The 18,220-nt window shown below is 49.2% G+C and carries 22 protein-coding genes; 7 read left to right on the top strand and 15 right to left on the bottom strand.

All coding sequences use genetic code 11. The features are described from left to right. Window positions 1–6: 6 nt before the first annotated feature. Window positions 7–1,542, bottom strand: a complete 1,536-nt coding sequence (locus Enr17x_RS28155) for a YifB family Mg chelatase-like AAA ATPase (protein ID WP_145314250.1) — start codon at window positions 1,540–1,542, stop codon at window positions 7–9. Between the two features lie 303 nt (window positions 1,543–1,845). Between Enr17x_RS28155 and Enr17x_RS30425 the strand changes: the two genes are divergently transcribed. Together Enr17x_RS30425 and Enr17x_RS28160 are read left to right on the top strand one after the other, a co-directional pair. Further along, window positions 1,846–1,944: a 50S ribosomal protein bL37 gene (locus tag Enr17x_RS30425; RefSeq protein ID WP_002645378.1), complete on the top strand. Its 99-nt coding sequence runs from the start codon at window positions 1,846–1,848 to the stop codon at window positions 1,942–1,944. Window positions 1,945–2,170: 226 nt separating this feature from the next. Next, a complete protein-coding gene (locus Enr17x_RS28160) occupies window positions 2,171–2,527 on the top strand; it encodes a hypothetical protein (protein ID WP_145313557.1) in 357 nt (118 codons plus the stop codon). Between the two features lie 64 nt (window positions 2,528–2,591). On the opposite strand, the gene Enr17x_RS28165 is transcribed toward Enr17x_RS28160, so the two are convergent. The 13 genes from Enr17x_RS28165 to Enr17x_RS29810 form a co-directional block, all read right to left on the bottom strand. Continuing rightward, window positions 2,592–3,236, bottom strand: coding sequence for an RNA polymerase sigma factor (locus tag Enr17x_RS28165; RefSeq protein WP_145313558.1), 645 nt, complete (start codon window positions 3,234–3,236; stop codon window positions 2,592–2,594). Window positions 3,237–3,270: 34 nt separating this feature from the next. Then, on the bottom strand, window positions 3,271–4,191 hold the full coding sequence (locus Enr17x_RS28170) for a hypothetical protein (RefSeq protein ID WP_145313560.1): 921 nt from the start codon (window positions 4,189–4,191) through the stop codon (window positions 3,271–3,273). Then, complete coding sequence (locus Enr17x_RS28175; RefSeq protein WP_145313562.1) at window positions 4,191–6,191, bottom strand: serine/threonine protein kinase; 2,001 nt, start codon at window positions 6,189–6,191, stop codon at window positions 4,191–4,193. Before Enr17x_RS28175 ends, Enr17x_RS28170 begins: the two co-directional genes overlap by 1 nt. Window positions 6,192–6,344: 153 nt before the next feature. Further along, the gene (locus tag Enr17x_RS28180) at window positions 6,345–6,569 is read right to left on the bottom strand and encodes a PLDc N-terminal domain-containing protein (RefSeq protein ID WP_145313563.1); all 225 of its coding nucleotides are present in this window, start codon (window positions 6,567–6,569) and stop codon (window positions 6,345–6,347) included. Window positions 6,570–6,608: 39 nt separating this feature from the next. Further along, a complete protein-coding gene (locus Enr17x_RS28185; RefSeq protein WP_145313565.1) occupies window positions 6,609–6,833 on the bottom strand; it encodes a PLDc N-terminal domain-containing protein in 225 nt (74 codons plus the stop codon). A gap of 99 nt (window positions 6,834–6,932) precedes the next feature. Continuing rightward, complete coding sequence (locus tag Enr17x_RS28190; protein WP_145313567.1) at window positions 6,933–7,157, bottom strand: PLDc N-terminal domain-containing protein; 225 nt, start codon at window positions 7,155–7,157, stop codon at window positions 6,933–6,935. Between the two features lie 56 nt (window positions 7,158–7,213). After that, window positions 7,214–7,885 (bottom strand): FHA domain-containing protein, encoded by a 672-nt coding sequence (locus Enr17x_RS28195; RefSeq protein ID WP_145313569.1) that lies wholly within the window; start codon window positions 7,883–7,885, stop codon window positions 7,214–7,216. A gap of 225 nt (window positions 7,886–8,110) precedes the next feature. Next, window positions 8,111–8,917 carry a hypothetical protein gene (locus Enr17x_RS28200; RefSeq protein WP_145313570.1) on the bottom strand — a complete coding sequence of 269 codons (807 nt, stop codon included), beginning with the start codon at window positions 8,915–8,917 and terminating at the stop codon, window positions 8,111–8,113. A 201-nt stretch (window positions 8,918–9,118) separates the two neighbouring features. Beyond that, window positions 9,119–10,207: a dipeptidase gene (locus tag Enr17x_RS28205; protein ID WP_145313571.1), complete on the bottom strand. Its 1,089-nt coding sequence runs from the start codon at window positions 10,205–10,207 to the stop codon at window positions 9,119–9,121. Between the two features lie 79 nt (window positions 10,208–10,286). After that, window positions 10,287–10,772: a DUF423 domain-containing protein gene (locus tag Enr17x_RS28210; protein ID WP_145313572.1), complete on the bottom strand. Its 486-nt coding sequence runs from the start codon at window positions 10,770–10,772 to the stop codon at window positions 10,287–10,289. Between the two features lie 47 nt (window positions 10,773–10,819). Beyond that, on the bottom strand, window positions 10,820–11,401 hold the full coding sequence (locus Enr17x_RS28215) for a DJ-1/PfpI family protein (protein WP_145313573.1): 582 nt from the start codon (window positions 11,399–11,401) through the stop codon (window positions 10,820–10,822). 26 nt (window positions 11,402–11,427) lie between these two features. After that, on the bottom strand, window positions 11,428–12,306 hold the full coding sequence (locus Enr17x_RS28220) for a sulfite exporter TauE/SafE family protein (protein ID WP_145313574.1): 879 nt from the start codon (window positions 12,304–12,306) through the stop codon (window positions 11,428–11,430). Between the two features lie 12 nt (window positions 12,307–12,318). Next, a complete protein-coding gene (locus Enr17x_RS29810) occupies window positions 12,319–12,465 on the bottom strand; it encodes a hypothetical protein (protein WP_198000203.1) in 147 nt (48 codons plus the stop codon). A 147-nt stretch (window positions 12,466–12,612) separates the two neighbouring features. Between Enr17x_RS29810 and dprA the strand changes: the two genes are divergently transcribed. The 5 genes from dprA to Enr17x_RS28245 all read left to right on the top strand — a co-directional run bounded on the left by dprA (window position 12,613) and on the right by Enr17x_RS28245 (window position 16,633). Next, window positions 12,613–13,779, top strand: coding sequence for a DNA-processing protein DprA (gene dprA, locus Enr17x_RS28225; RefSeq protein ID WP_232100887.1), 1,167 nt, complete (start codon window positions 12,613–12,615; stop codon window positions 13,777–13,779). Between the two features lie 41 nt (window positions 13,780–13,820). Next, the gene (locus tag Enr17x_RS28230) at window positions 13,821–14,498 is read left to right on the top strand and encodes a class I SAM-dependent methyltransferase (protein ID WP_145313575.1); all 678 of its coding nucleotides are present in this window, start codon (window positions 13,821–13,823) and stop codon (window positions 14,496–14,498) included. 7 nt (window positions 14,499–14,505) lie between these two features. After that, the gene (locus tag Enr17x_RS28235; protein ID WP_145313576.1) at window positions 14,506–15,330 is read left to right on the top strand and encodes a ferritin-like domain-containing protein; all 825 of its coding nucleotides are present in this window, start codon (window positions 14,506–14,508) and stop codon (window positions 15,328–15,330) included. A 179-nt stretch (window positions 15,331–15,509) separates the two neighbouring features. Further along, entirely contained in the window at window positions 15,510–16,088 is a 579-nt protein-coding gene (locus Enr17x_RS28240) for an HAD family hydrolase (RefSeq protein ID WP_145313577.1), read from the top strand. Window positions 16,089–16,132: 44 nt separating this feature from the next. Next, entirely contained in the window at window positions 16,133–16,633 is a 501-nt protein-coding gene (locus Enr17x_RS28245) for a hypothetical protein (protein WP_145313578.1), read from the top strand. Window positions 16,634–16,670: 37 nt separating this feature from the next. On the opposite strand, the gene Enr17x_RS28250 is transcribed toward Enr17x_RS28245, so the two are convergent. Then, on the bottom strand, window positions 16,671–18,188 hold the full coding sequence (locus Enr17x_RS28250; protein WP_145313579.1) for a sulfatase family protein: 1,518 nt from the start codon (window positions 18,186–18,188) through the stop codon (window positions 16,671–16,673). Window positions 18,189–18,220 lie beyond the last annotated feature (32 nt).

Here is an 18,220-nt window from a genome sequence, read left to right on the forward strand (position 1 = left end):
CACGATTCAAGACCAAAACTGCCGATCCAGCGTACGGTAATTGATGGCTTCACTAATGTGCGATGCGGTAATCTGATCGCTCCGATCCAAGTCGGCTATGGTTCGGCTGATGCGTAAAATCTTGTCATGGGCTCGTGCTGAAAGGCCCATTTCTTCCATTGCCGATTTTAATAACGCCTCGGCATCCGCAGCGAGTTGACAGTATTTTCTCAACTGGCGTGGCGTCATTCGGCCGTTGTGTGAAGTTGAATCCTGCTGGAAACGGCGCGACTGAATTTCCCGCGCATACAACACCCGCTCCCACATCATCGCACTGTCAGTGCCCGCTGTCTTTTCAGAGAGATCTCGGAACGGGACTGGGGGAACTTCAATATGAATGTCGATCCGGTCAAGCAGCGGGCCGCTGATCTTGGAAAGATATCGCTCGATTTGCATTGGATTACAAGAACATTTTCGCCGCGGATCAGAAAGATATCCACAGGGGCAGGGATTCATCGCCGCGATAAGCATCACGTTCGCAGGAAATGTGACGCTGCCGATCGCACGAGAGATGGTCACTTCTCCACCTTCGAGTGGTTGCCGGAGTACTTCCAGAGTACGCCGATTAAACTCAGGTAACTCATCCAAAAATAACAAGCCATTATGCGCCAGACTGATTTCCCCAGGTGCCGGCGTAGACCCGCCTCCCACCAGCCCTGCTTCACTAATAGTATGATGGGGCGTGCGAAACTGACGCAGCATGACCAGAGATTGCTTGTTAGACAAACGCCCCATCGCACTGTAAATTCGAGTTGTCTCTAAACTCTCTTCCTGAGAAAGCCGAGGCAGGATTGTACTCAATCGTGAAGCTAGCAGGGTCTTGCCGGTACCTGGTGACCCAATCATTAATAAATGATGCATGCCGGCAGCGGCCACCGTGATCGCCCGCTTCGAATATTCCTGCCCCTTCACATCGCTGTAGTCAATTTCGTACTGACCGTGTTCTTCCAGCGCGTTCTCCCAGGAAAATTCGACTGCCTCGATGGGAAGGTTCCCCGTATAAAAACCGACGGCTTCTGCCAAAGTGCCCACAGCAAACACATCCAGACCCTCGACGACGGCAGCTTCTTCTGCATTCTGAACGGGAACCAGCAACCCCTGCTTGCCTTGTTCGCGCGCCGCAATCGCCATTGATAATGCACCGCGCACCGGACGAATCGTGCCATCCAATGCCAACTCTCCGACAACGGCATAATCCTGAAACCGATCTGAGGCGAGCTGTCCACTGGCAGTCAACAGTCCCAAAGCAATCGGCAAATCAAACGAAGCCGCGTCTTTGGGGAGGTCCGCAGGCGACAGATTGATCACAATCCGATCAATGGGACGATTGTACCCACTATTGACCAAAGCCCGCTCAATTCGATGCGTACTCTCTTTTACAGCAGCTTCTGCCAGCCCCACCAGAATCGTTTTCGGCATCGCCCCAGGAGAGATATCGACTTCGACCTCAACCGGCTTGGCTTCAATGCCAAATAAAGAATAGGTATAGAGCTTGGCCAGCATAAGGATTTTCTTCAGTTCAATATCGCGTTTATTTTGTCCAGTACTCAATTGATCCTCATCATGCTAACCGGAATCAGAACAACAGTCCACATACCCAAAGTCGAACAATCCTGATTTTGAAGCAAAATATTGAGAGATTTGGCAAGAATTCTGCGCCAAACCAGTGATTTTCGACTGATTGACTTTTTTTCATCGTAGTCTTCGACTAAAATACCCGGCCCAATACCGATAACATTCTGCAGGCCTCATCATTCAATATGTGGTCTTGATTTGAAAATTTCGAAGACCATAAAGGATAAAGTCATGGCAAAAACACAACGTAAACTGAAAAAAGCGAATCACGGTCGTCGTCCTGCCAGTGCCAAAGCACGCAAGGCAAAACGGAAGCACATCAAATTCTAATTTGATGTCGCTGGTCGCGTACGACTCCCAAACATGAAAACCTCGCCCTGTGATGATCAGGCGAGGTTTTTTGCTGCGCGGTCACATTTTTTCCGCTTCTCTACGAAAGATCATCTGTTTTCGCGTGAATGATCTCGTTTCTTCCCGCCTCAGATACCAGAGGCCTGCTGCTCCCGGCCGGCATTGAGCCATCTGGAAGAGATCACTCGATTGCGAAGAGACGCACATGAAACGCCCGCAAGAATATCTACTGCGAAATAACACTCCGATTGCCTACCTTTTGACTTGGGCCGGCATTCTGTTTTTTCTATGTCTGATGCCGATCATCGATCAATATCTCGTTGACTATACCCACCATGGTAGTCCATTACGTCAGATTCTCCCCGGTGGACTTGGCCTGATATCCGGGAGTTTGGTCGTCGCAGGAACTCTTATCTTATTCATTTCTTCGCTGCACATTCGGCTCAGTAAGTATCGGCTGCTGAGTGTCCTGCTATCGCTTGTCATATTTGTGTTGCAGTTGGCCGGACAATTGCTGGTCTATTTTTTGATCCTTTACTTTTTTGTCGGCATCGAGCTGTAAGCGGAGGTGGAACACTGAGAGAAATGAAGGCATCGCGAGTCCAGCCTGGCTGGGAAGATACGGATCAGGTCAAACCGAGGCCGACCAGATCTGGGTCGTGTATCTGAGCGGTTTTAATTGCATCTTTCAATTTTCCCACCACAAAGTGCTTATGGTTGGCGACCGCCTGTTCGGAAATCTGCATTTGCATGGCGACCTCTTTATTGGCTTTGCCTGAAACGAACAACTGCTCAATACACTCTAGTCGTTCGAACTCCCCGTTTTGAATCCAGGACAGAATCAGAGCCTGCAGGCTTTCACAAATGACCTGTTCCTCTTTGGATCTCCGCTCTTTACTGCGTGCCAGGCTGGACGCAACCCGCGAGCGACCCGCCGGTTCGCGGTGATTTTCGCGTTCGCCGTTTTCATCGGGAAACAGGGGAATGGTCGGTCGCCTGCCCTGCTTACGGAGCAAATCTGTCAGCTTATGGGAAGCAATCGCAAATAGAAACGACTCTAGAGGCGTTGCGGGATCATAGTTAGGCAGACTGATCAGAAACCCCAGAAACGTTTCCTGAACCACATCTTCACTGCTCGCCGCATTCCGTAGACGGCTGTTAACAAACGCCAGCAGGCGTCCTTCAAATCGTGCAATCAATTCCGCCCAGGCATCCGAGTCGCCGGCTTTGATTTGAGATACCAGAAGTTGATCGGCTTCGTCTATTGGCATGAGTGAATCACAAACTGAACTGAAGGGAAAAAGACTAATGTGATTTCATTGTAGCCGGAGAGTGGGAGGCTCTCAAATACACGGCGATGCTGGCACACAATAGCGTGATCAGCCCCAAGCCGCCTCCTAGCCAGGCGGTCCGTTCATTGCCAACCTTTCGCTTCCATTTTGCAAACAGTGTTTCTCGCACACGAGGAGAATCTTCGATTTCCAGATAGCCTCGGTACATGTTCTGCTTGAGTGGTTCACCATTTTTCAGAACGTCTCCAAAATTATGTTCGACCAGCTGATAGTAACTTCGCCGCAATGCCACCTGACGAACTTCATCCGGGCTGACCTCCAAATTTGCCAGAGGGTAATGTGGATAGCGTAACTGTAGATTCGCTTTCAATTTCAAGCCTGCCTTAGCCAAAGCATCGTACTGTGCTTCACCAACCGTCACAAACAAGCCAGATTCAACAACCAACCGGCTTGATTCCAACAGGTTCTTCTTGTTTTGATGCGTATGATCCAATCCGGAAACTACCCAGTCTGGTAACGGTTTCAGCGGTTCCTTTGTTTTCGCCGTCGCAGGAACAGGGATCTCCGCTTGAGGAGGATCGTGTGGTTTTCGGGCAACGACAGGCGCATCTGATGAAGAGTTCTGTACTAATTCAGGACTGATCACTTTTGTTGCCATTGGTGCATTTCCGTGAAATGACTCACTGCTCATTGCTTCAGCAGATACAAGCTCTGAAGATCTCGAGAGAAAGACATACGGCAGTAAAATTGCCAGTAAAACTAAAAGTACTCCCCCTGCAATCACTGCAGCCATCAGCGCCAGAAAACTCCCGAACGAGAAACCTCGAGCAACTTTGGCAACGATCACCAGGAAGGTTGGAACCAGAATCAGTACCATTAACAGAATAAAAATCCCGATATAATCCGGGGTAACCTCAAGTGGTGCGGTGTTCATTATTTCGTCCCCTTGATCTCAACAACTCGTTGCTCTTCCGGAATCCAGGAAGCCGCCAATTGAACCACACACGAAATGATGGTTGCCCAGCTCAAAGCAACAACGACGGGAAATGCCCAGATTGCGGTAATCACATAGGCCACGAATACGGTTATCAAAACTGAAGTCACTTTAAACTTTCGCGGCCGAAATGAATCGGCGTGCCACCACCAGCGACGAAAACAGAATAGCATTCCAAAGAAAACCATGTAGCCAATCAAACTCGGTTGCCCATCTCCTAAAATTAATGAATACGGACCGATCACATTGAACCAGGGCCTTAATCCCAAATGCATTTCGCGTGACGCAGGCATCGAGGCCATTAAGACATCTGCTTGAATCAGATAGATCAGCGATCCAACAAAAACCCCTGTCACCATCCAGATAATACGACGCGTGCTATTATCGAACGATTTCCCTTCTGTTAATTTTGCTACAACCAATACACTCCAGGCCGCGACGATTGATCCAAACGTAAGTAGAGCCAGGGGAGCGAAATCATTGCCACTCCAGAATCCTCTGGAAATCGATCCATCTGTAAAACACAGAATCCCTGCCATAATCACCAGTGTGCAGATGACGGCTTTGACCATCGAGATTGATAAATCATATAACCTGCATTGAGGTGAAATCGATCGCGGCGTACGGGGCGTCAAGGCGCGCCGATAACTGCGTTTATTTCGATGCTGTTCCCGTACCCGACGCTGCTCTGCTTCTGCTTTCTGCCGTTCCTGTTCTCGGAAAATCCGTGTCTCTTCCAATACTTGCGCACGATATTCTCTGTCAGTCGTGTCTGCGGGATGATGTTTTTCTTTGTCCCAAAGATCACTGATAGGAGGCGGCCCCTTCACAATCGCTGCAATTCCTTTGGTAAAAAACAGTCGCCCGAACGCACCCGTCATGACAACGGCTCCACAGAAAAGCATCATGAGAGGGAGACCAAGAATAAAATGTGGAAAACCAGCCCCCAGACTGGCCATCGTAGCTCCCATCAGCCCGATGAGAAGAAACATCAGGATGATTGCAGGTCCTAATAGCTTCGTATACTCCCAGGAACTCTGATTGTTCGAGACGCGCGAGGTCTGCTTCATCCCATCCCCATGCTTTGGCGTAGCGACAGCCGCAAAGGTCTGAAATGAATCTTCAGGAATTTCCGTTACCGTCTCGCGCTGAAACAGAGCGCGTTCAAATTCCTGCTTAAAGACTTTGATGTCGGCAATTCGTTTGTGTGGGTCTTTTTCCAATGCGCGTCCCATGACGGCCCGCAGATGAACGGGCAAACGGCTCAGGTCCGGCTTTTCGGAAAGATGTTTCATGAGAATCTCCGCCGTCGATTCCCCGTCGAAGGGGACTACGCCGGTAATCATCTCGTAGACCATCACGCCGACCGCATAGATATCGACTTCTTTTCCGTAACGTCCCCGCGCCACTTCGGGTGCCATGTAATACACGGTGCCCACGCTCTGTGTATTCGCACTCCGTCGACTGTGAGAGATGAATTTAGACAAGCCCACATCACCAATTTTGATGGTCTCGCCATCGCGGAATACATTCGAAGGTTTCAAATCCCGGTGTACCAGACCGCGACTGTGCAGATAAGACAAGCCTTCGGAAATCCCCGACAGCCAATACCGCACCTGTTCCATCGGCATCCCGTTGGGGCACTGATGCAAAGCTTTATCCAGCCCTTGACCGGACACATATTCCATCACCACCCAGTGGTCGCCGTCGCGGTCCGTTTTGACATCAAAGATCGTGACCAGATTCGGATGTTTTAGATTCAGACATTGCGTCACGCCGCGCAATTCAACATCCATGTTCTGCTGCAGCAGTTTGAGCGCCACTTCTTTGCCCGAATCACTCAGTGCATAATACACCTCTCCAAATCCACCCCGATCGATGGCGCGCTTGATCGTAAATCCTGCTAAAGGCTTCGATTCTGGTGCAAAGGTGAATTTCATGGTTCATTCCATCCGTTAAACAACGTATTTGTTGTACGGCAAACTATTTACGACTGTGAATTAATGTGTGTACTTCCACACACTCGCATGAGAATTACTGACTGTTTTAATAACGTTCAAAAAGGCATGGTGGATCATTTTATTTCTCTGAATCTATTGCCCTGTCTGTTTAATACGCTCGGGACGACGGACCAGATAATAGATCAAAGCACCAATCCCATTTAGAAAGATTATCACTAACGCCCAGATGATTTTATCGTTGCCAACAGACGGTTCATTTTTCAGACAATCAATCAACATCCAGATCCAGAGCACAAACGCTAATACCGAAAGAAAAAATCCGATGACTGTAAGCACCAGGCCGACTAATAAGCCCATAATTCAAATTCCAATAATAAAATCCATGAGTCTCCAAATTTACTGACCCGTCTGCTTGATTCGTTCAGGCCGCCGGACCAGGTAATAGATCAAAGCACCAATCCCATTTAGAAAGATTATGACTAACGCCCAGATGATCTTATCGTTGCCAACAGACGGTTCATTTTTCAGACAATCAATCAGCATCCAGATCCAGAAAATAGTCGCCAAAATACCAATAACAAAAGACAGTAATCCAAATATCAAACCAAGGATTGAGAACATAATTCCAATTTCCATAAGATTATTTTTTATATCAGCGCGAGTAAAACCTTGAATCGATTATCCAAGAACCTCCTGGAAGAAATACAATGGACTCTTTAGCTATTGTCCCAGTTGTTCTATTCGCTGGGGCCGACGTATGAAGTAATAGAGCAAAGATCCGATAATCCCGAGAAACACCATCAAGAGTACCCAGATCACTTTATCATTTCCTTCCGATGGTTCATTTTTTAGGCAATCGACTAGCATCCAGATCCACATCACCAACTGTAAGATAATGAAAGCAGCAACTCCCATTATAATCAGTCCAACTATTATTGAATCCATGAACTTCACTTTCTTAACAACACAAACTGATTAGCGCAAGTAAAACCCCAGTTCGTTTAACTAACGACCTCCCAGCGAAAACGCAATTCAGGTCCACTTACCAGAGAACCCGGGGTTAACACGGCTCCCTCAGAAGCAGGCTCTGCATTGTTAAATATTTCCAGCTTTGAGCGACACAAAATCTGGTCACCTTGTCGATACAAAATGACGGTTCCCGACCAATTGTGACAGACAACATGATTCTCACAGGAGGGCCCCATCAAACATGTATCCGCCATCAAGATGATGCCATCCAGTCGCTGCTGAGGCTGATGATAGCTAGTCAGATCCAGACAAGCAGTCGCACTCAGCACAGTTGGCTGACGAAATGTGAGCACAGCATCTGTATTCAGTCTAAGCTCTGCCTGATCGGTCAGCAAGACGCGGTCATTCACAGCACGCTGATTACAAAAAACAGGGGCCTTCGCTTCCAGATAATAGCTCTCGCCAGAACGCACGATTGAAGCATGATGCCGGGACAAGTTCGCCAGCAAAGACAAATCGGCCCAAGCCGATCCCAAGCCACCAATGGTTCCCGGATCCCCCGGGCCACCAATGCGCATTGTTTCCTGTAAATACACCAGATAGGTTCCGACTCCGTCAATCCACAACAGATAGCTCGAACCAGCGGCGGTTTTGGTCGCGGGAGCTTGCTGCGAATCTTTTGATGACGAAGTGAAGAAGCCCAAGGTTGTTCTCCTGAAAACAGATCTGATTTTAGACGAAGTGACAGATAGTATGACTCTTTATCTTAACGTATGATTCCCCAAATTGGTCTATTGGAATCGATTTTTTCGCTAATCATCAGGCTGATTCCTGACTTATGTAAAATTGGCACGGGGCAGGCAGCCTCGTCCAGGGACGAAAACTACCTGCCACCACTCGCGCCAATGCTTTATCTCTCAGTCAGAAAATTACTGAACAGCAACTTTATCGCCAGATTTCAGTTTGAAGTACTCATCCATTTGTTTCACCACATCCCGCTTTTCTTCTACTTTCGTATCGACGGGAATCAGGCCGGTGAATTTTCCTTCGGCATCCAGCAGCTTTTCTTTCACATCCAGCTGCTTGTTCAAATCTTTGATCAGCCCCTTGGCTCGTGTGAGCTGCGAGTTGTCAATTTCCAGGTTACTGACCGTCTCGGCTGCCTGGACCGATTTCAAACGTGCTTCCAGTTGTTCGATCTGCACTTCCATATCCATCTTGGCAGACAGCATGTTTTCGAGCTTCTCACGGTTGGCGTCCAACGCTTTTTCGCGTGCTCTTAAAATCTGCTGATTTCGTTTTAATGTGTCCGTAGCGACCTTGAAACGATCAAATCGCTGTGCCAGATCGTTGCGAATTTCATCTTTGGAATAGGTTCGACTCGCATACACAAACTCGGTGTCACTCGACTCCAGATCAGAACGTAGCGTAAACATCGCCTCTTTCTGCTGTTTCATTGCCAGCTCTGAATCGTGAATTTCGTTCTGCAGCGATTCAACGTCAACCTGTTGCTCGGCAATCACATGCATGCAGCGCCGGATATCCGGAACCAGATCCTCTACCATCTTGCGAGCACGTTCCACTTCAAAATCAACGGGAACTTCGGCTTTGACCGCATCCCTGACGGAATTGCCCGCCGTTTTCACATAGCTCACCACATCACGGCCAAAGACGAAGGTACCCAGCGTGGCCAGCACTGCAGCACCTATCACAAATTTCTTACAGAAAAATACCATTGTCCAGACTCCCTCTCACAACAACAAACTTCGATTCGGAACCGTAGGCCAAACCGATCGGCCACGTCACTCTCAGTTATTCGCCGGCCGCACTCCAATCTTGAAACATTTTCAAAAAGATTTCCCACAAAAACAAAAAAACGCCGTATCCTATTGAAATTCAATAAGATACAGCGTATGTGTTCTGAAAAACAACTCGTATCAAGCAGACGTTTGCGGTAACGCTTTCAGAAAGAAGTCGATGAAGTTCTGAGACATTATGCCCTTAATATCTTCCGTGCTGTAACCCCGCTTCTCCAGAATCCCGGCGTACATCTCCAAGTCAGCAATGGTATCCAGATCATGTGGCGTCTGCTCTTTGCCGAAACCACCATCCAGGTCCGTCCCCATACCACAATGCTTCGCATTTCCTGCCAGCTGACAAATATGATCGGTATGGTTGGCAATGTCTTCCATTGATGTTGTCGCCGGATCAGAAACACCAATCGTCCAACCTGGTTTGATCATCCAGTTATCGAAAGCACAACCGATCACCGCCCCCCGTTCAATCAACGCCTTGATTTGCTCATCCGTCAATTGTCGGTCTGCGTCTACCAACGAACGGCAGTTATGATGGCTGGCAAGCACAGGTCCCTGATAAATCTCAAGTGCTTCCCAGAACGATTGATCTGCCAGATGAGTCACATCCAACAGCATCCCTACCCGATCCATCTCTTTCAGTAAAGCAGGACCTTCCTCTTTGAGTCCTCCGGTACTGCCTGTTCCAAAACAGTAGGGTCCTGGCCCATAGTGTGCGGGTCCTAAAATCCGTAAACCCGCATCAAACCAGTCACCAATTTGTTCTGGAGACAGAATCGGCGGTGCGCCCTCCATACTCAGGATAAAACCAATCGGAATAGAACTCCCGTCTGCTCGTGCAGCGTCTTCGTTGGCCTCCCACTCCGCCACATGACTCTGTAAAGTGGCGCTGTCTGGAATCTCTCTCAACACTCCTTTGGCAACCATTGCCCGGTAATAAGCCAACTGCCCCATCGCCACGCCATAGGCGGCTTCGCGAGACTGATAATGCGTCAGCGCGGCATCTTTGCGATGCAATCGTGGCAACAACGTAGAAATCGTCATCCCCACGCCCCCTTTGCGTAAAGCATGCCAGGAAACGGTCGCTTCGCCAGGGATAATATTTTCGAACTGCCTTTCGAATTTCCTGATTTCGGTAACAGGTAGTTCCAGATCACGGTTCCATTCACAGGCGTTCCAGGCCATATCAAGGTGGGCATCAAAAATCAGCATGAGTTCTACAATCCTGAAAGAAAGGTGGGAATGATCGTTTCCAATCATTGATTTAAATATCAGCCACGCGCCGGTGGCATCATGTTGAGGAAGGAGTTTCGGGAGCGGTCACGACATCGGAAGCAGAACCACCACAGCAACAGACTCCTGCAGCCAGAGAAAACCAGCCCACAATGAGCAACGTGCCCCCAATCGGCGCAATCGCTCCCCAAAAAGTCTGACCGCTCAAAGTCAAAACGTAAAGACTGCCGGAGAAAAAAATGATCCCCAGCAGAAAACACCAGCCCGCAATATTCAACAATTTTTTCTTCTGTGAAGTCAGGCCGGCAAAACCGACCATCAGTAATGCCAGCGAATGATACATCTGATATTGTGCGCCGGTTTTGAAATCATTTAGATATTTCTGCGACGCCGGTACTTTCACGCCAGCGACCGTTTTGACCTGCCCTGCATATTTCTCCGTGAAATATCCGTCGATTCCATGCGCGCCGAATGCCCCTAAAATCACAGCCAGGCCCCCCAAAGAGGCACCAATCGTAGACCAGTTAAGAGAACAACAAGACATCAGATTTCTCCAGATTCAGAAAGAGTCAGAGTCAAGACTCATCAATATTATAACTCGATTTTCGTTCCCAGTACTTTCAGAAAAGCCGCCAGCCACTGTGGATGTGCGGGCCAGGCGGGCGCGGAAACCAGATTCCCATCCACGTGCACGCCATCAATGGGTGTCTCGACATAAGTGCCTCCCGCTAGATTCACTTCCGGAGCACAGGCTGGATACGCCGTACAGCTTTTTCCTTTGAGCACATCAGCGGCTGCCAGCAACTGTAAACCATGACAGATCGCGGCAATCGGTTTATTCGCTTCGGCAAACTCACGTGTTATCTCCAGGACGTGTTCATTCAGGCGAATGTATTCCGGTGCTCGTCCGCCGGGAATCAACAGCCCGGTATAATCAGCGGGTTTGACATCCGCAAAGGTCGCATTCAGCGTAAAATTGTGGCCTCGCTTTTCAGAATAGGTCTGATCTCCTTCGAAATCATGAATCGACGTCCGAATGATGTCGCCCGCTTTCTTATCGGGACAGACCACATCGACCTGATAGCCGACCATTTGCAGTGCCTGAAACGGAACCATGATTTCATAGTCCTCGACATAATCGCCCGTTAAAAACAGGATGGATTTGTTTGCCATTGGGTTCTCTCCTCTTGTGCTATTTTTTATCCGGCCAGCAAAAATACCAGACGCACTCCAATCATAAGAGCCACTGACAGTAATAACCAGCCAAACTGTTGTCTTAACTGCAGGCCTTTGAGTCGAGCATTCAGATCAGAACCCAGGCGGGCTCCCACCGTCCCTCCCAAAAGCAACGCAATCACAATGATGATGCTCACATTTCCATGCCAGGCATGCGCCACCGTCGACTGAAACGCCACAATCCAGACAATCACCAAACTGCAGGAGATGGCCCGATGAGTGGGAATTCCTAAACCAAAAATCAGCATCGGTAATAACAGGATTCCCCCGCTAATTCCCAACAGACCAGAGATCAAACCCAGCCCCAGTCCAAACCAGGCAATCACAGGAATCGAAAGAGAGCCTTCAAATAAATCTGGAAATCGTGCCAAAGGCGGAATCTGTAATCGATCTTTCAGAAGAGCGCCGCTGAGTTCCGCATCAGATCGACGGGCACTCCTCAAGGAAAGTATCCCCAATCCCAGCAGCATCATAAAATAGATCACCAACACTACGAATTCCGCAACGATGATCTTTTTTCCATTGATACTGAATTCGGCCAAATCTTTGGCATGCTCCAGAATACTTGTTCCGGCAATGACGCCCAGCAACAGTCCGCCGGTAATTACCAACGGAAAAAACAGATCGCGTAGTTTAATTTTTCGCGCTAATAAGGATGTCGTCGCCGGCCCCAAGACCTGACAGGCACTCGCTCCGACTGCCAGTTCCATCGGTATTCCCAGCACAATATTCAGTATGGGTACCAGAAGAAAACCGCCCCCGACCCCAAACATCCCCGCCAGGAAGCCAATCAGCCCCCCGGCTGATGAAATCAGTAAAAAATCGATCAATCCAAAGCCCATCCTGATGCCGCCTTAGATTTGATAGTCGGGGAAAATATAGTCATCGTCAGAATTGTTATTTGAGCGATCCTGCCACTGGTTGAAGATCCAATTCACAATCACTCCCCATAAAACCGGAATGATGATGCAGGCAAAAATGAAAAATAACTTGTCCAGCATAAGCTTGACCTTTGACTGAGTTTACTTTCGTGTGTCTCGTGTTTAGAGGCAAACTGCGGTCTCTGTCAAGCGTCAGCATCAGCTTCCCCCAGATTGCGCTCCGATCTTAGTTGTTTTTTCATATCTTTTATGAGAGCATGTACGTTCGTGAATCAACCTGTTTTTGCTGAGGTCTTCCCAAATATGGATGAGTGCCCCCCTGAATCAGAACAGCCACTCCTCGATCAGATTCAACTCAATCTGATCCACGGAGTAGGTCCGCGCATCCGTCATACACTGTTAGAACATTTCGGTACCGCTTCCCAGATCTTAAAGACGCCTCGACAGGAACTTTTAAACGTACCCGGGATCGGTAAGAAACTGGCCGACGCGATCTGTTATCGCTCTGCCAAGTCGACTGCCGAAGACGAACTCAGACGCTGTCGTGAGTTCGGCTATCAGATTCTGTCTGAAGAAGCAGACGCGTATCCCTCTCTCCTGAAAGAAATGCCAGATCCGCCCTCCCTGCTCTACTGTAAAGGTACACTGCTCCCCGAAGATGAACTGGCGGTCGCCATCGTCGGCTCACGTAAATGCACCCACTACGGACTACAACAGGCAGAAAAGATTGCCGGCGCTCTCGCCCGGTCCGGCATCACAATCGTCAGTGGACTGGCACGCGGCATCGATCGCGCCGCCCATGAAGGTGCGCTCAAAGCAGGTGGCCGAACAATCGCAGTAATGGCCACAGGACTCTCACACATTTACCCACCCGAACATCAGGACCTCTCAGAGCAAGTCGCCAGCCAGGGTGCACTCGTCACCGAATTCCCCCTCGATCAGGCACCAGTCGCCGGTCTGTTTCCGCAACGCAATCGTATCATCAGCGGTCTCTCGATGGGAGTCGTACTGATTGAAGCCGGTCGAAAAAGCGGCGCGCTGCACACTGCTCGTCATGCTTATGAGCAGGGACGTGAAGTCTTCGCTGTTCCCGGCCGCATCGATCATCCAGCCAGTGCCGGTTGTCACGATCTGATTCGTGACGGTGCAATGCTCGTGCGTGATGTGGAAGACATACTGGAAGGACTTGGCCCGGTCAAAACCCCTGTGATGACCGCAGAAAGCCGTGAAGTCCATTCTCCCCGTGAGCTCGCGTTAAGCGAATTTGAACGTGACGTCCTGAATCTGGTCACGCTCGACCCTCAGCACCTCAACGAAATTGTTCAGTCCAGTCATCTCGATTCGTCACGCATTCTGTCGACGCTCACTATCCTGGAAATGCGAAAAGTGGTCAAACGGCTGCCTGGCGGTTTTCTAGTGAGAGCCACCGGCTGATCAGGATTTAAAAACGAAACGCATTCGATTACACTCTCACCATGAATACTGCTTCTGAAGAAAGCATCGCTGGTCAAGCGGTCTACTCAAAAAATTTATTGTCTATCTATGATCTCTGGGTTCTGGGAATTTCAAATTCCCTGATCTGGAAGTGTCGTACAAAACACATTCTGCGCTGGTTGAATCAAAATTTGACATCCAATCATCTGGATGTCGGCGTCGGTACCGGCTACTACCTGGATCACTGCACGTTTCCGAATTCCCAAGTCAGACTCGGCCTGCTGGATTTAAATCCCAACAGTCTGGAAACAACCGCGCAACGAGTTAGTCGCTTTAGTCCCGAAGTCTATCAGGCGGATATCCTGCAGCCCTTACCTGCACCACCCCAGCGGTTTGACTCGGTCAGTCTGAACTATCTGCTGCATTGTCTGCCCGGCGACCTGACATCCAAGGCAACACTCTTTGATCATCTCACTCCCTGGTTGAATCCGGGTGCGCTGATTTCCGGCTCCACGATTCTGCACGAAGGAGTTCCCAAAGGTCTAGCCGCGCGACGATTAATGCGTATTTACAATCAAAAAAAGATCTTCACGAATGCTGCGGACAGTCTCGATGAGTTACAATCTCAGCTTGCCAGTCGCTATACTGGCGTGGAACTGAAAGTCATCGGCTGTGTCGCCTTGTTTCGAGCTCAATTCAATCCCACTACACCTAATTGATGCCTGTATGGAAATTCGTGAATTTGCAGAACGAGTCCTGCTCAGTGACTCACTAGAAGAGAAACTGAAGGCTGCTCCGGAAACACTCACAGACGAGCAACCCGGCAAACCGTTGCGTATTAAAGAACCAGGGCGACCTGCCAATCTGCAATTCGCACCACCCCGCACAGCGCCCGGTATGCCGAAACCGTCTGCGCTGGTCGAACAGGACAAACGGGCGCTCGCCCACCACATTATGGCTAACCATGAACTGCAGGCATTGGAAGTGATGGCCTACATTCTGTGCGCGTTTCCCGATGCCCCTACGGAATTTCGCCAGGGAATGTGTAAAATCATGGCTGACGAGCAACGTCACACCCGCATGCATAAAGAACGCGCTTCGGTACTCGGCCTGGAATTCGGCAGCCTGCCTGTGAACTGTTACATCTGGAAGAAGGCGCTCAGCTACGAAAGCGTGCTTGATTATCTAGCAGGTCTTCCGCTCACCTTCGAAGGTCGCAACCTTGATCACGCACAAGAATTCGAACAGTATTTTCTCGACGCCGGTGACCAGCGCAGTGCCGCGTTGATGAAAGTGGTCTACCGCGATGAAATTCAACACGTCGCATTCGGCCTGCACTGGCTCCGCAAGTTAAAGCCCGATCACCTCTCCGACTGGGATGCTTACGAACAACACTTGCACTGGCCCGTCCGTGCGGCGCTTTCCGTCGGTGATACCTTCAACCGCGAAGGCCGCAAACAGACGGGAATGACCGACGAATTCATCGAGCAACTCTATCAGGCTGCACAAACCGATCTGCCCCCGAATCAGAAACCGAAGAACCTGGAATAAACCGGAGATTTGTCGTGCCTCAGCAAAGTTTGCCTGCAGGAATCAAGGTAATCTTCGTCGACTGGCACGGAGTCCTCACACGCGACCCGTTCTGGATCTCGATTCTCCAAAACTCGTGGCATCCTCTCCATCAGCAATTAACAAACGCAGCAGAAACCCTATTCACACAAAAAAACGACATGGTGCGCGACTGGATGCGGGGAAACCTGACAGCAAATCAGATCGTAGCTACTCTAAAAATCACACCGAGTCATGAATTCCCCCCTAATTACCTGATTCGTAAATTAGTCCATGACTGCCAACTGATGCAAATTAACGGACCGTTGATTCAGTTTTTACAAGAAGCACAGAAAGCAGCTATAATGATTGTCCTCGCAACAGATAATATGGACTGCTTTCATGAAGCAATACAAAGAGCAAGACAGCAGAAACCCAGATCGACTCAACAAAGGTTGTGTGAAACAACATCGTTCGTTGCAGCCGCTCAGCTATTTGATGACATTCTGTGTTCCAGCGAACAAGGCGTACTGAAAAGAGAAGATCCGCGACGTTTTTTCAAAGACTGGCTTAACCGCCATTCCCTCGATTTCAGAGACGCCCTGCTAGTGGACGACCTGGAAATCAACTGCAATGCATTTCGTTGTGTTGGTGGTTCCACTCTGCAAATGACAATCGAACCTTGGAGAACAGATTCAGATCCTGCAATATTAGAGTTTTTCAACCGGTTGCAAACAAAACTATCAAACAAGACTATTTAATCAAGAACTCATTCTCTTATCTATTTCTTCGAAAAATGAATCTAATGCCTCAAAGTGACAACTTCCCGGAAGAAAAGAGCAGTGAAGACATCGCTAATAGTCTGATGTTTCAGTCTATGGATCCGAAAATGCGTGAGAGTGATCCGCGCGCTTACTTTCGTGCGAGGCTCTTAAGTCTCTATGAAGTGCGTGAAGGATTAACTTCAGAGGAATATGAAGAAGAGCGACAGGAAGTCTTTAAACAAATTACGCGCCCTTCTAAACGTCCTCCTTTGTTATACCCGATACTCCTGCCGTTTATTTTCATCGGCTTGATTGCAGCTGGATATGGTATTTACGAGAATGAAGCTCCCCTGGTTGTCGGTTCTGTTCCTGCAATCTTTTTTCCAATCTGGTTCTTGTATCACAACCAAAGACACTACCAGTGGTTAAATTCTTTTTCTCGTGAGCAGCGAACCGAAATCATTCATGAATTGAAACATTCGCATTTCATTGACGAACATGAACAGATTCAGATGCTTTCTGTACTCGATAATAGACGATAAAAATCACTTGCCACAGTAATATTTCTGGGAGTCTTTCTTACTTGGAAACTTTTTTCTTGCCCCGTTTTTTTCGTTTCACTTCGACACTCGGATGCTTGGGGCCGCCACCTAAATAGGGATATGCTTCCAATTCGTCTCCCTTACCCAACTCGCGGGGATCGTGTGTGGCGGTCAATTGCTGGTGTAATTTTTTTTCCAGCTTACCTTTGATCTTCTGATACATCGGATCTTGTGCCACATTTTTGAGTTGGTCAGGATCATTCCGCAGGTCGTACAATTCTTCTGCAGGCAATTTGCCAAACGCCAGTTCGTAGAGACGACGATGATTCGCGTCTTTGTCTTTATTCTCGATCATATATGTCTTGGTCGGCCCGTTGTCACAATCGCCGTACCAGGTTCCGGGAATCGCGGCTTTCTGATATAGGGGTGTCCCCGCCGGCCAGCGATCCGGACGGTAGTTACGGATAAACAGAAAATCATCGGTACGAACAGCACGACACGGATAACCGCCCATGTCGGGTGCTTCCTGGGATGGGACATGGCGTTCCTTACCGAAATAGATCTCACCCCGGTCTGCAGTCACGCGTCCCGACTTTGAATTTGTCAGAACCGGCATCAGACTGCGGCCCGTAACATCCGCGGGAATCGAGACCCCGGCTGCTTCATAAAACGTGGGTGCTAAATCTATCAGGCTGACAAAATCGGTCACACTTCTCCCTGCGGGAATTTTCGCAGGCCAGCGTGCTGCCAGGGGAACGCGGGTGCCCGTATCGTACAAACAGCTCTTGCCGCGCGGGAACGGCATTCCATGGTCGCCGGTCATGAAAATGATCGTATTATCCAATTCGCCTTTTTCTTCAAGTAAGGCCAGTACGTCTCCGACCAGTTTGTCAAACCGCTGGACTTCCCAGTAATAGTCGGCTACATCGCTGCGCACTTCCCGTGCATCCGGAAAACAGGCAGGCAGTTTGACTTTTGAAAGATCCATGCCACTTTCCACACCTGAGCCAGTCTGATAAGGTCGATGGGGATCGCTGCTGCCCAGCCAGAAACAGAACGGTTTTTCTCCGGCTTGCTGGTTCAGAAACTCCTGAAAGTTTTTAAACCGTTTACCTGCCAGTGGACGCCCGGGAGTTTCCGTGCGCCCTGGTCCCCAAGCTTTGCCGGTATGGCCAACGTCATATCCGTGTGCTTTGAGAATTTCCGGATACGTTTCAAATTTGTCCGGGAAAATACAATGCAGGTTAGCACCCGCTTCGAGCTGCCAATGATATTTCCCTGTCAGGATCGCGCCCCGTGAAGGAGTACAGGAGGGCGACGACACATATGCATGCTGAAACAGCACACCTTCCCGTGCCAGGCGGTCAAATGTGGGCGTCTTGACAACCGGATCACCGTACGCGCCTGCGTGTGGCCAGCCCCAGTCATCGGCAATCGCAAACAGAATGTTGGGCCGCTTCTGTTTCTCAGCAGCCTGTGTCTCAGCAGCAAAAAACAGATTCGAAATGAGGAGCAAACAGAACAGTAGACGTAGAGCGACAGAACCATTAAGCATAGCGCAACCTTTAACGGTAAGTGAAATTCAGA

Origin of the sequence: Gimesia fumaroli (assembly GCF_007754425.1) — a bacterium.
GTDB classification, from domain to species: Bacteria; Planctomycetota; Planctomycetia; order Planctomycetales; family Planctomycetaceae; genus Gimesia; species Gimesia fumaroli.

Excerpts from the sequence above, each read along its gene's own strand:
- Enr17x_RS28155 (WP_145314250.1), bottom strand. The coding sequence starts at position 1,542 with ATGCTGGCCAAGCTCTATACCTATTCTTTATTTGGCATTGAAGCCAAG.
- Enr17x_RS30425 (WP_002645378.1), top strand. The coding sequence starts at position 1,846 with ATGGCAAAAACACAACGTAAACTGAAAAAAGCGAATCACGGTCGTCGT.
- Enr17x_RS28160 (WP_145313557.1), top strand. The coding sequence starts at position 2,171 with ATGAAACGCCCGCAAGAATATCTACTGCGAAATAACACTCCGATTGCC.
- Enr17x_RS28165 (WP_145313558.1), bottom strand. The coding sequence starts at position 3,236 with ATGCCAATAGACGAAGCCGATCAACTTCTGGTATCTCAAATCAAAGCC.
- Enr17x_RS28170 (WP_145313560.1), bottom strand. The coding sequence starts at position 4,191 with ATGAACACCGCACCACTTGAGGTTACCCCGGATTATATCGGGATTTTT.
- Enr17x_RS28175 (WP_145313562.1), bottom strand. The coding sequence starts at position 6,191 with ATGAAATTCACCTTTGCACCAGAATCGAAGCCTTTAGCAGGATTTACG.
- Enr17x_RS28180 (WP_145313563.1), bottom strand. The coding sequence starts at position 6,569 with ATGGGCTTATTAGTCGGCCTGGTGCTTACAGTCATCGGATTTTTTCTT.
- Enr17x_RS28185 (WP_145313565.1), bottom strand. The coding sequence starts at position 6,833 with ATGTTCTCAATCCTTGGTTTGATATTTGGATTACTGTCTTTTGTTATT.
- Enr17x_RS28190 (WP_145313567.1), bottom strand. The coding sequence starts at position 7,157 with ATGGATTCAATAATAGTTGGACTGATTATAATGGGAGTTGCTGCTTTC.
- Enr17x_RS28200 (WP_145313570.1), bottom strand. The coding sequence starts at position 8,917 with ATGGTATTTTTCTGTAAGAAATTTGTGATAGGTGCTGCAGTGCTGGCC.
- Enr17x_RS28205 (WP_145313571.1), bottom strand. The coding sequence starts at position 10,207 with ATGCTGATTTTTGATGCCCACCTTGATATGGCCTGGAACGCCTGTGAA.
- Enr17x_RS28210 (WP_145313572.1), bottom strand. The coding sequence starts at position 10,772 with ATGTCTTGTTGTTCTCTTAACTGGTCTACGATTGGTGCCTCTTTGGGG.
- Enr17x_RS28215 (WP_145313573.1), bottom strand. The coding sequence starts at position 11,401 with ATGGCAAACAAATCCATCCTGTTTTTAACGGGCGATTATGTCGAGGAC.
- Enr17x_RS28220 (WP_145313574.1), bottom strand. The coding sequence starts at position 12,306 with ATGGGCTTTGGATTGATCGATTTTTTACTGATTTCATCAGCCGGGGGG.
- Enr17x_RS29810 (WP_198000203.1), bottom strand. The coding sequence starts at position 12,465 with ATGCTGGACAAGTTATTTTTCATTTTTGCCTGCATCATCATTCCGGTT.
- Enr17x_RS28230 (WP_145313575.1), top strand. The coding sequence starts at position 13,821 with ATGAATACTGCTTCTGAAGAAAGCATCGCTGGTCAAGCGGTCTACTCA.
- Enr17x_RS28235 (WP_145313576.1), top strand. The coding sequence starts at position 14,506 with ATGGAAATTCGTGAATTTGCAGAACGAGTCCTGCTCAGTGACTCACTA.
- Enr17x_RS28240 (WP_145313577.1), top strand. The coding sequence starts at position 15,510 with ATGGTGCGCGACTGGATGCGGGGAAACCTGACAGCAAATCAGATCGTA.
- Enr17x_RS28245 (WP_145313578.1), top strand. The coding sequence starts at position 16,133 with ATGCCTCAAAGTGACAACTTCCCGGAAGAAAAGAGCAGTGAAGACATC.
- Enr17x_RS28250 (WP_145313579.1), bottom strand. The coding sequence starts at position 18,188 with ATGCTTAATGGTTCTGTCGCTCTACGTCTACTGTTCTGTTTGCTCCTC.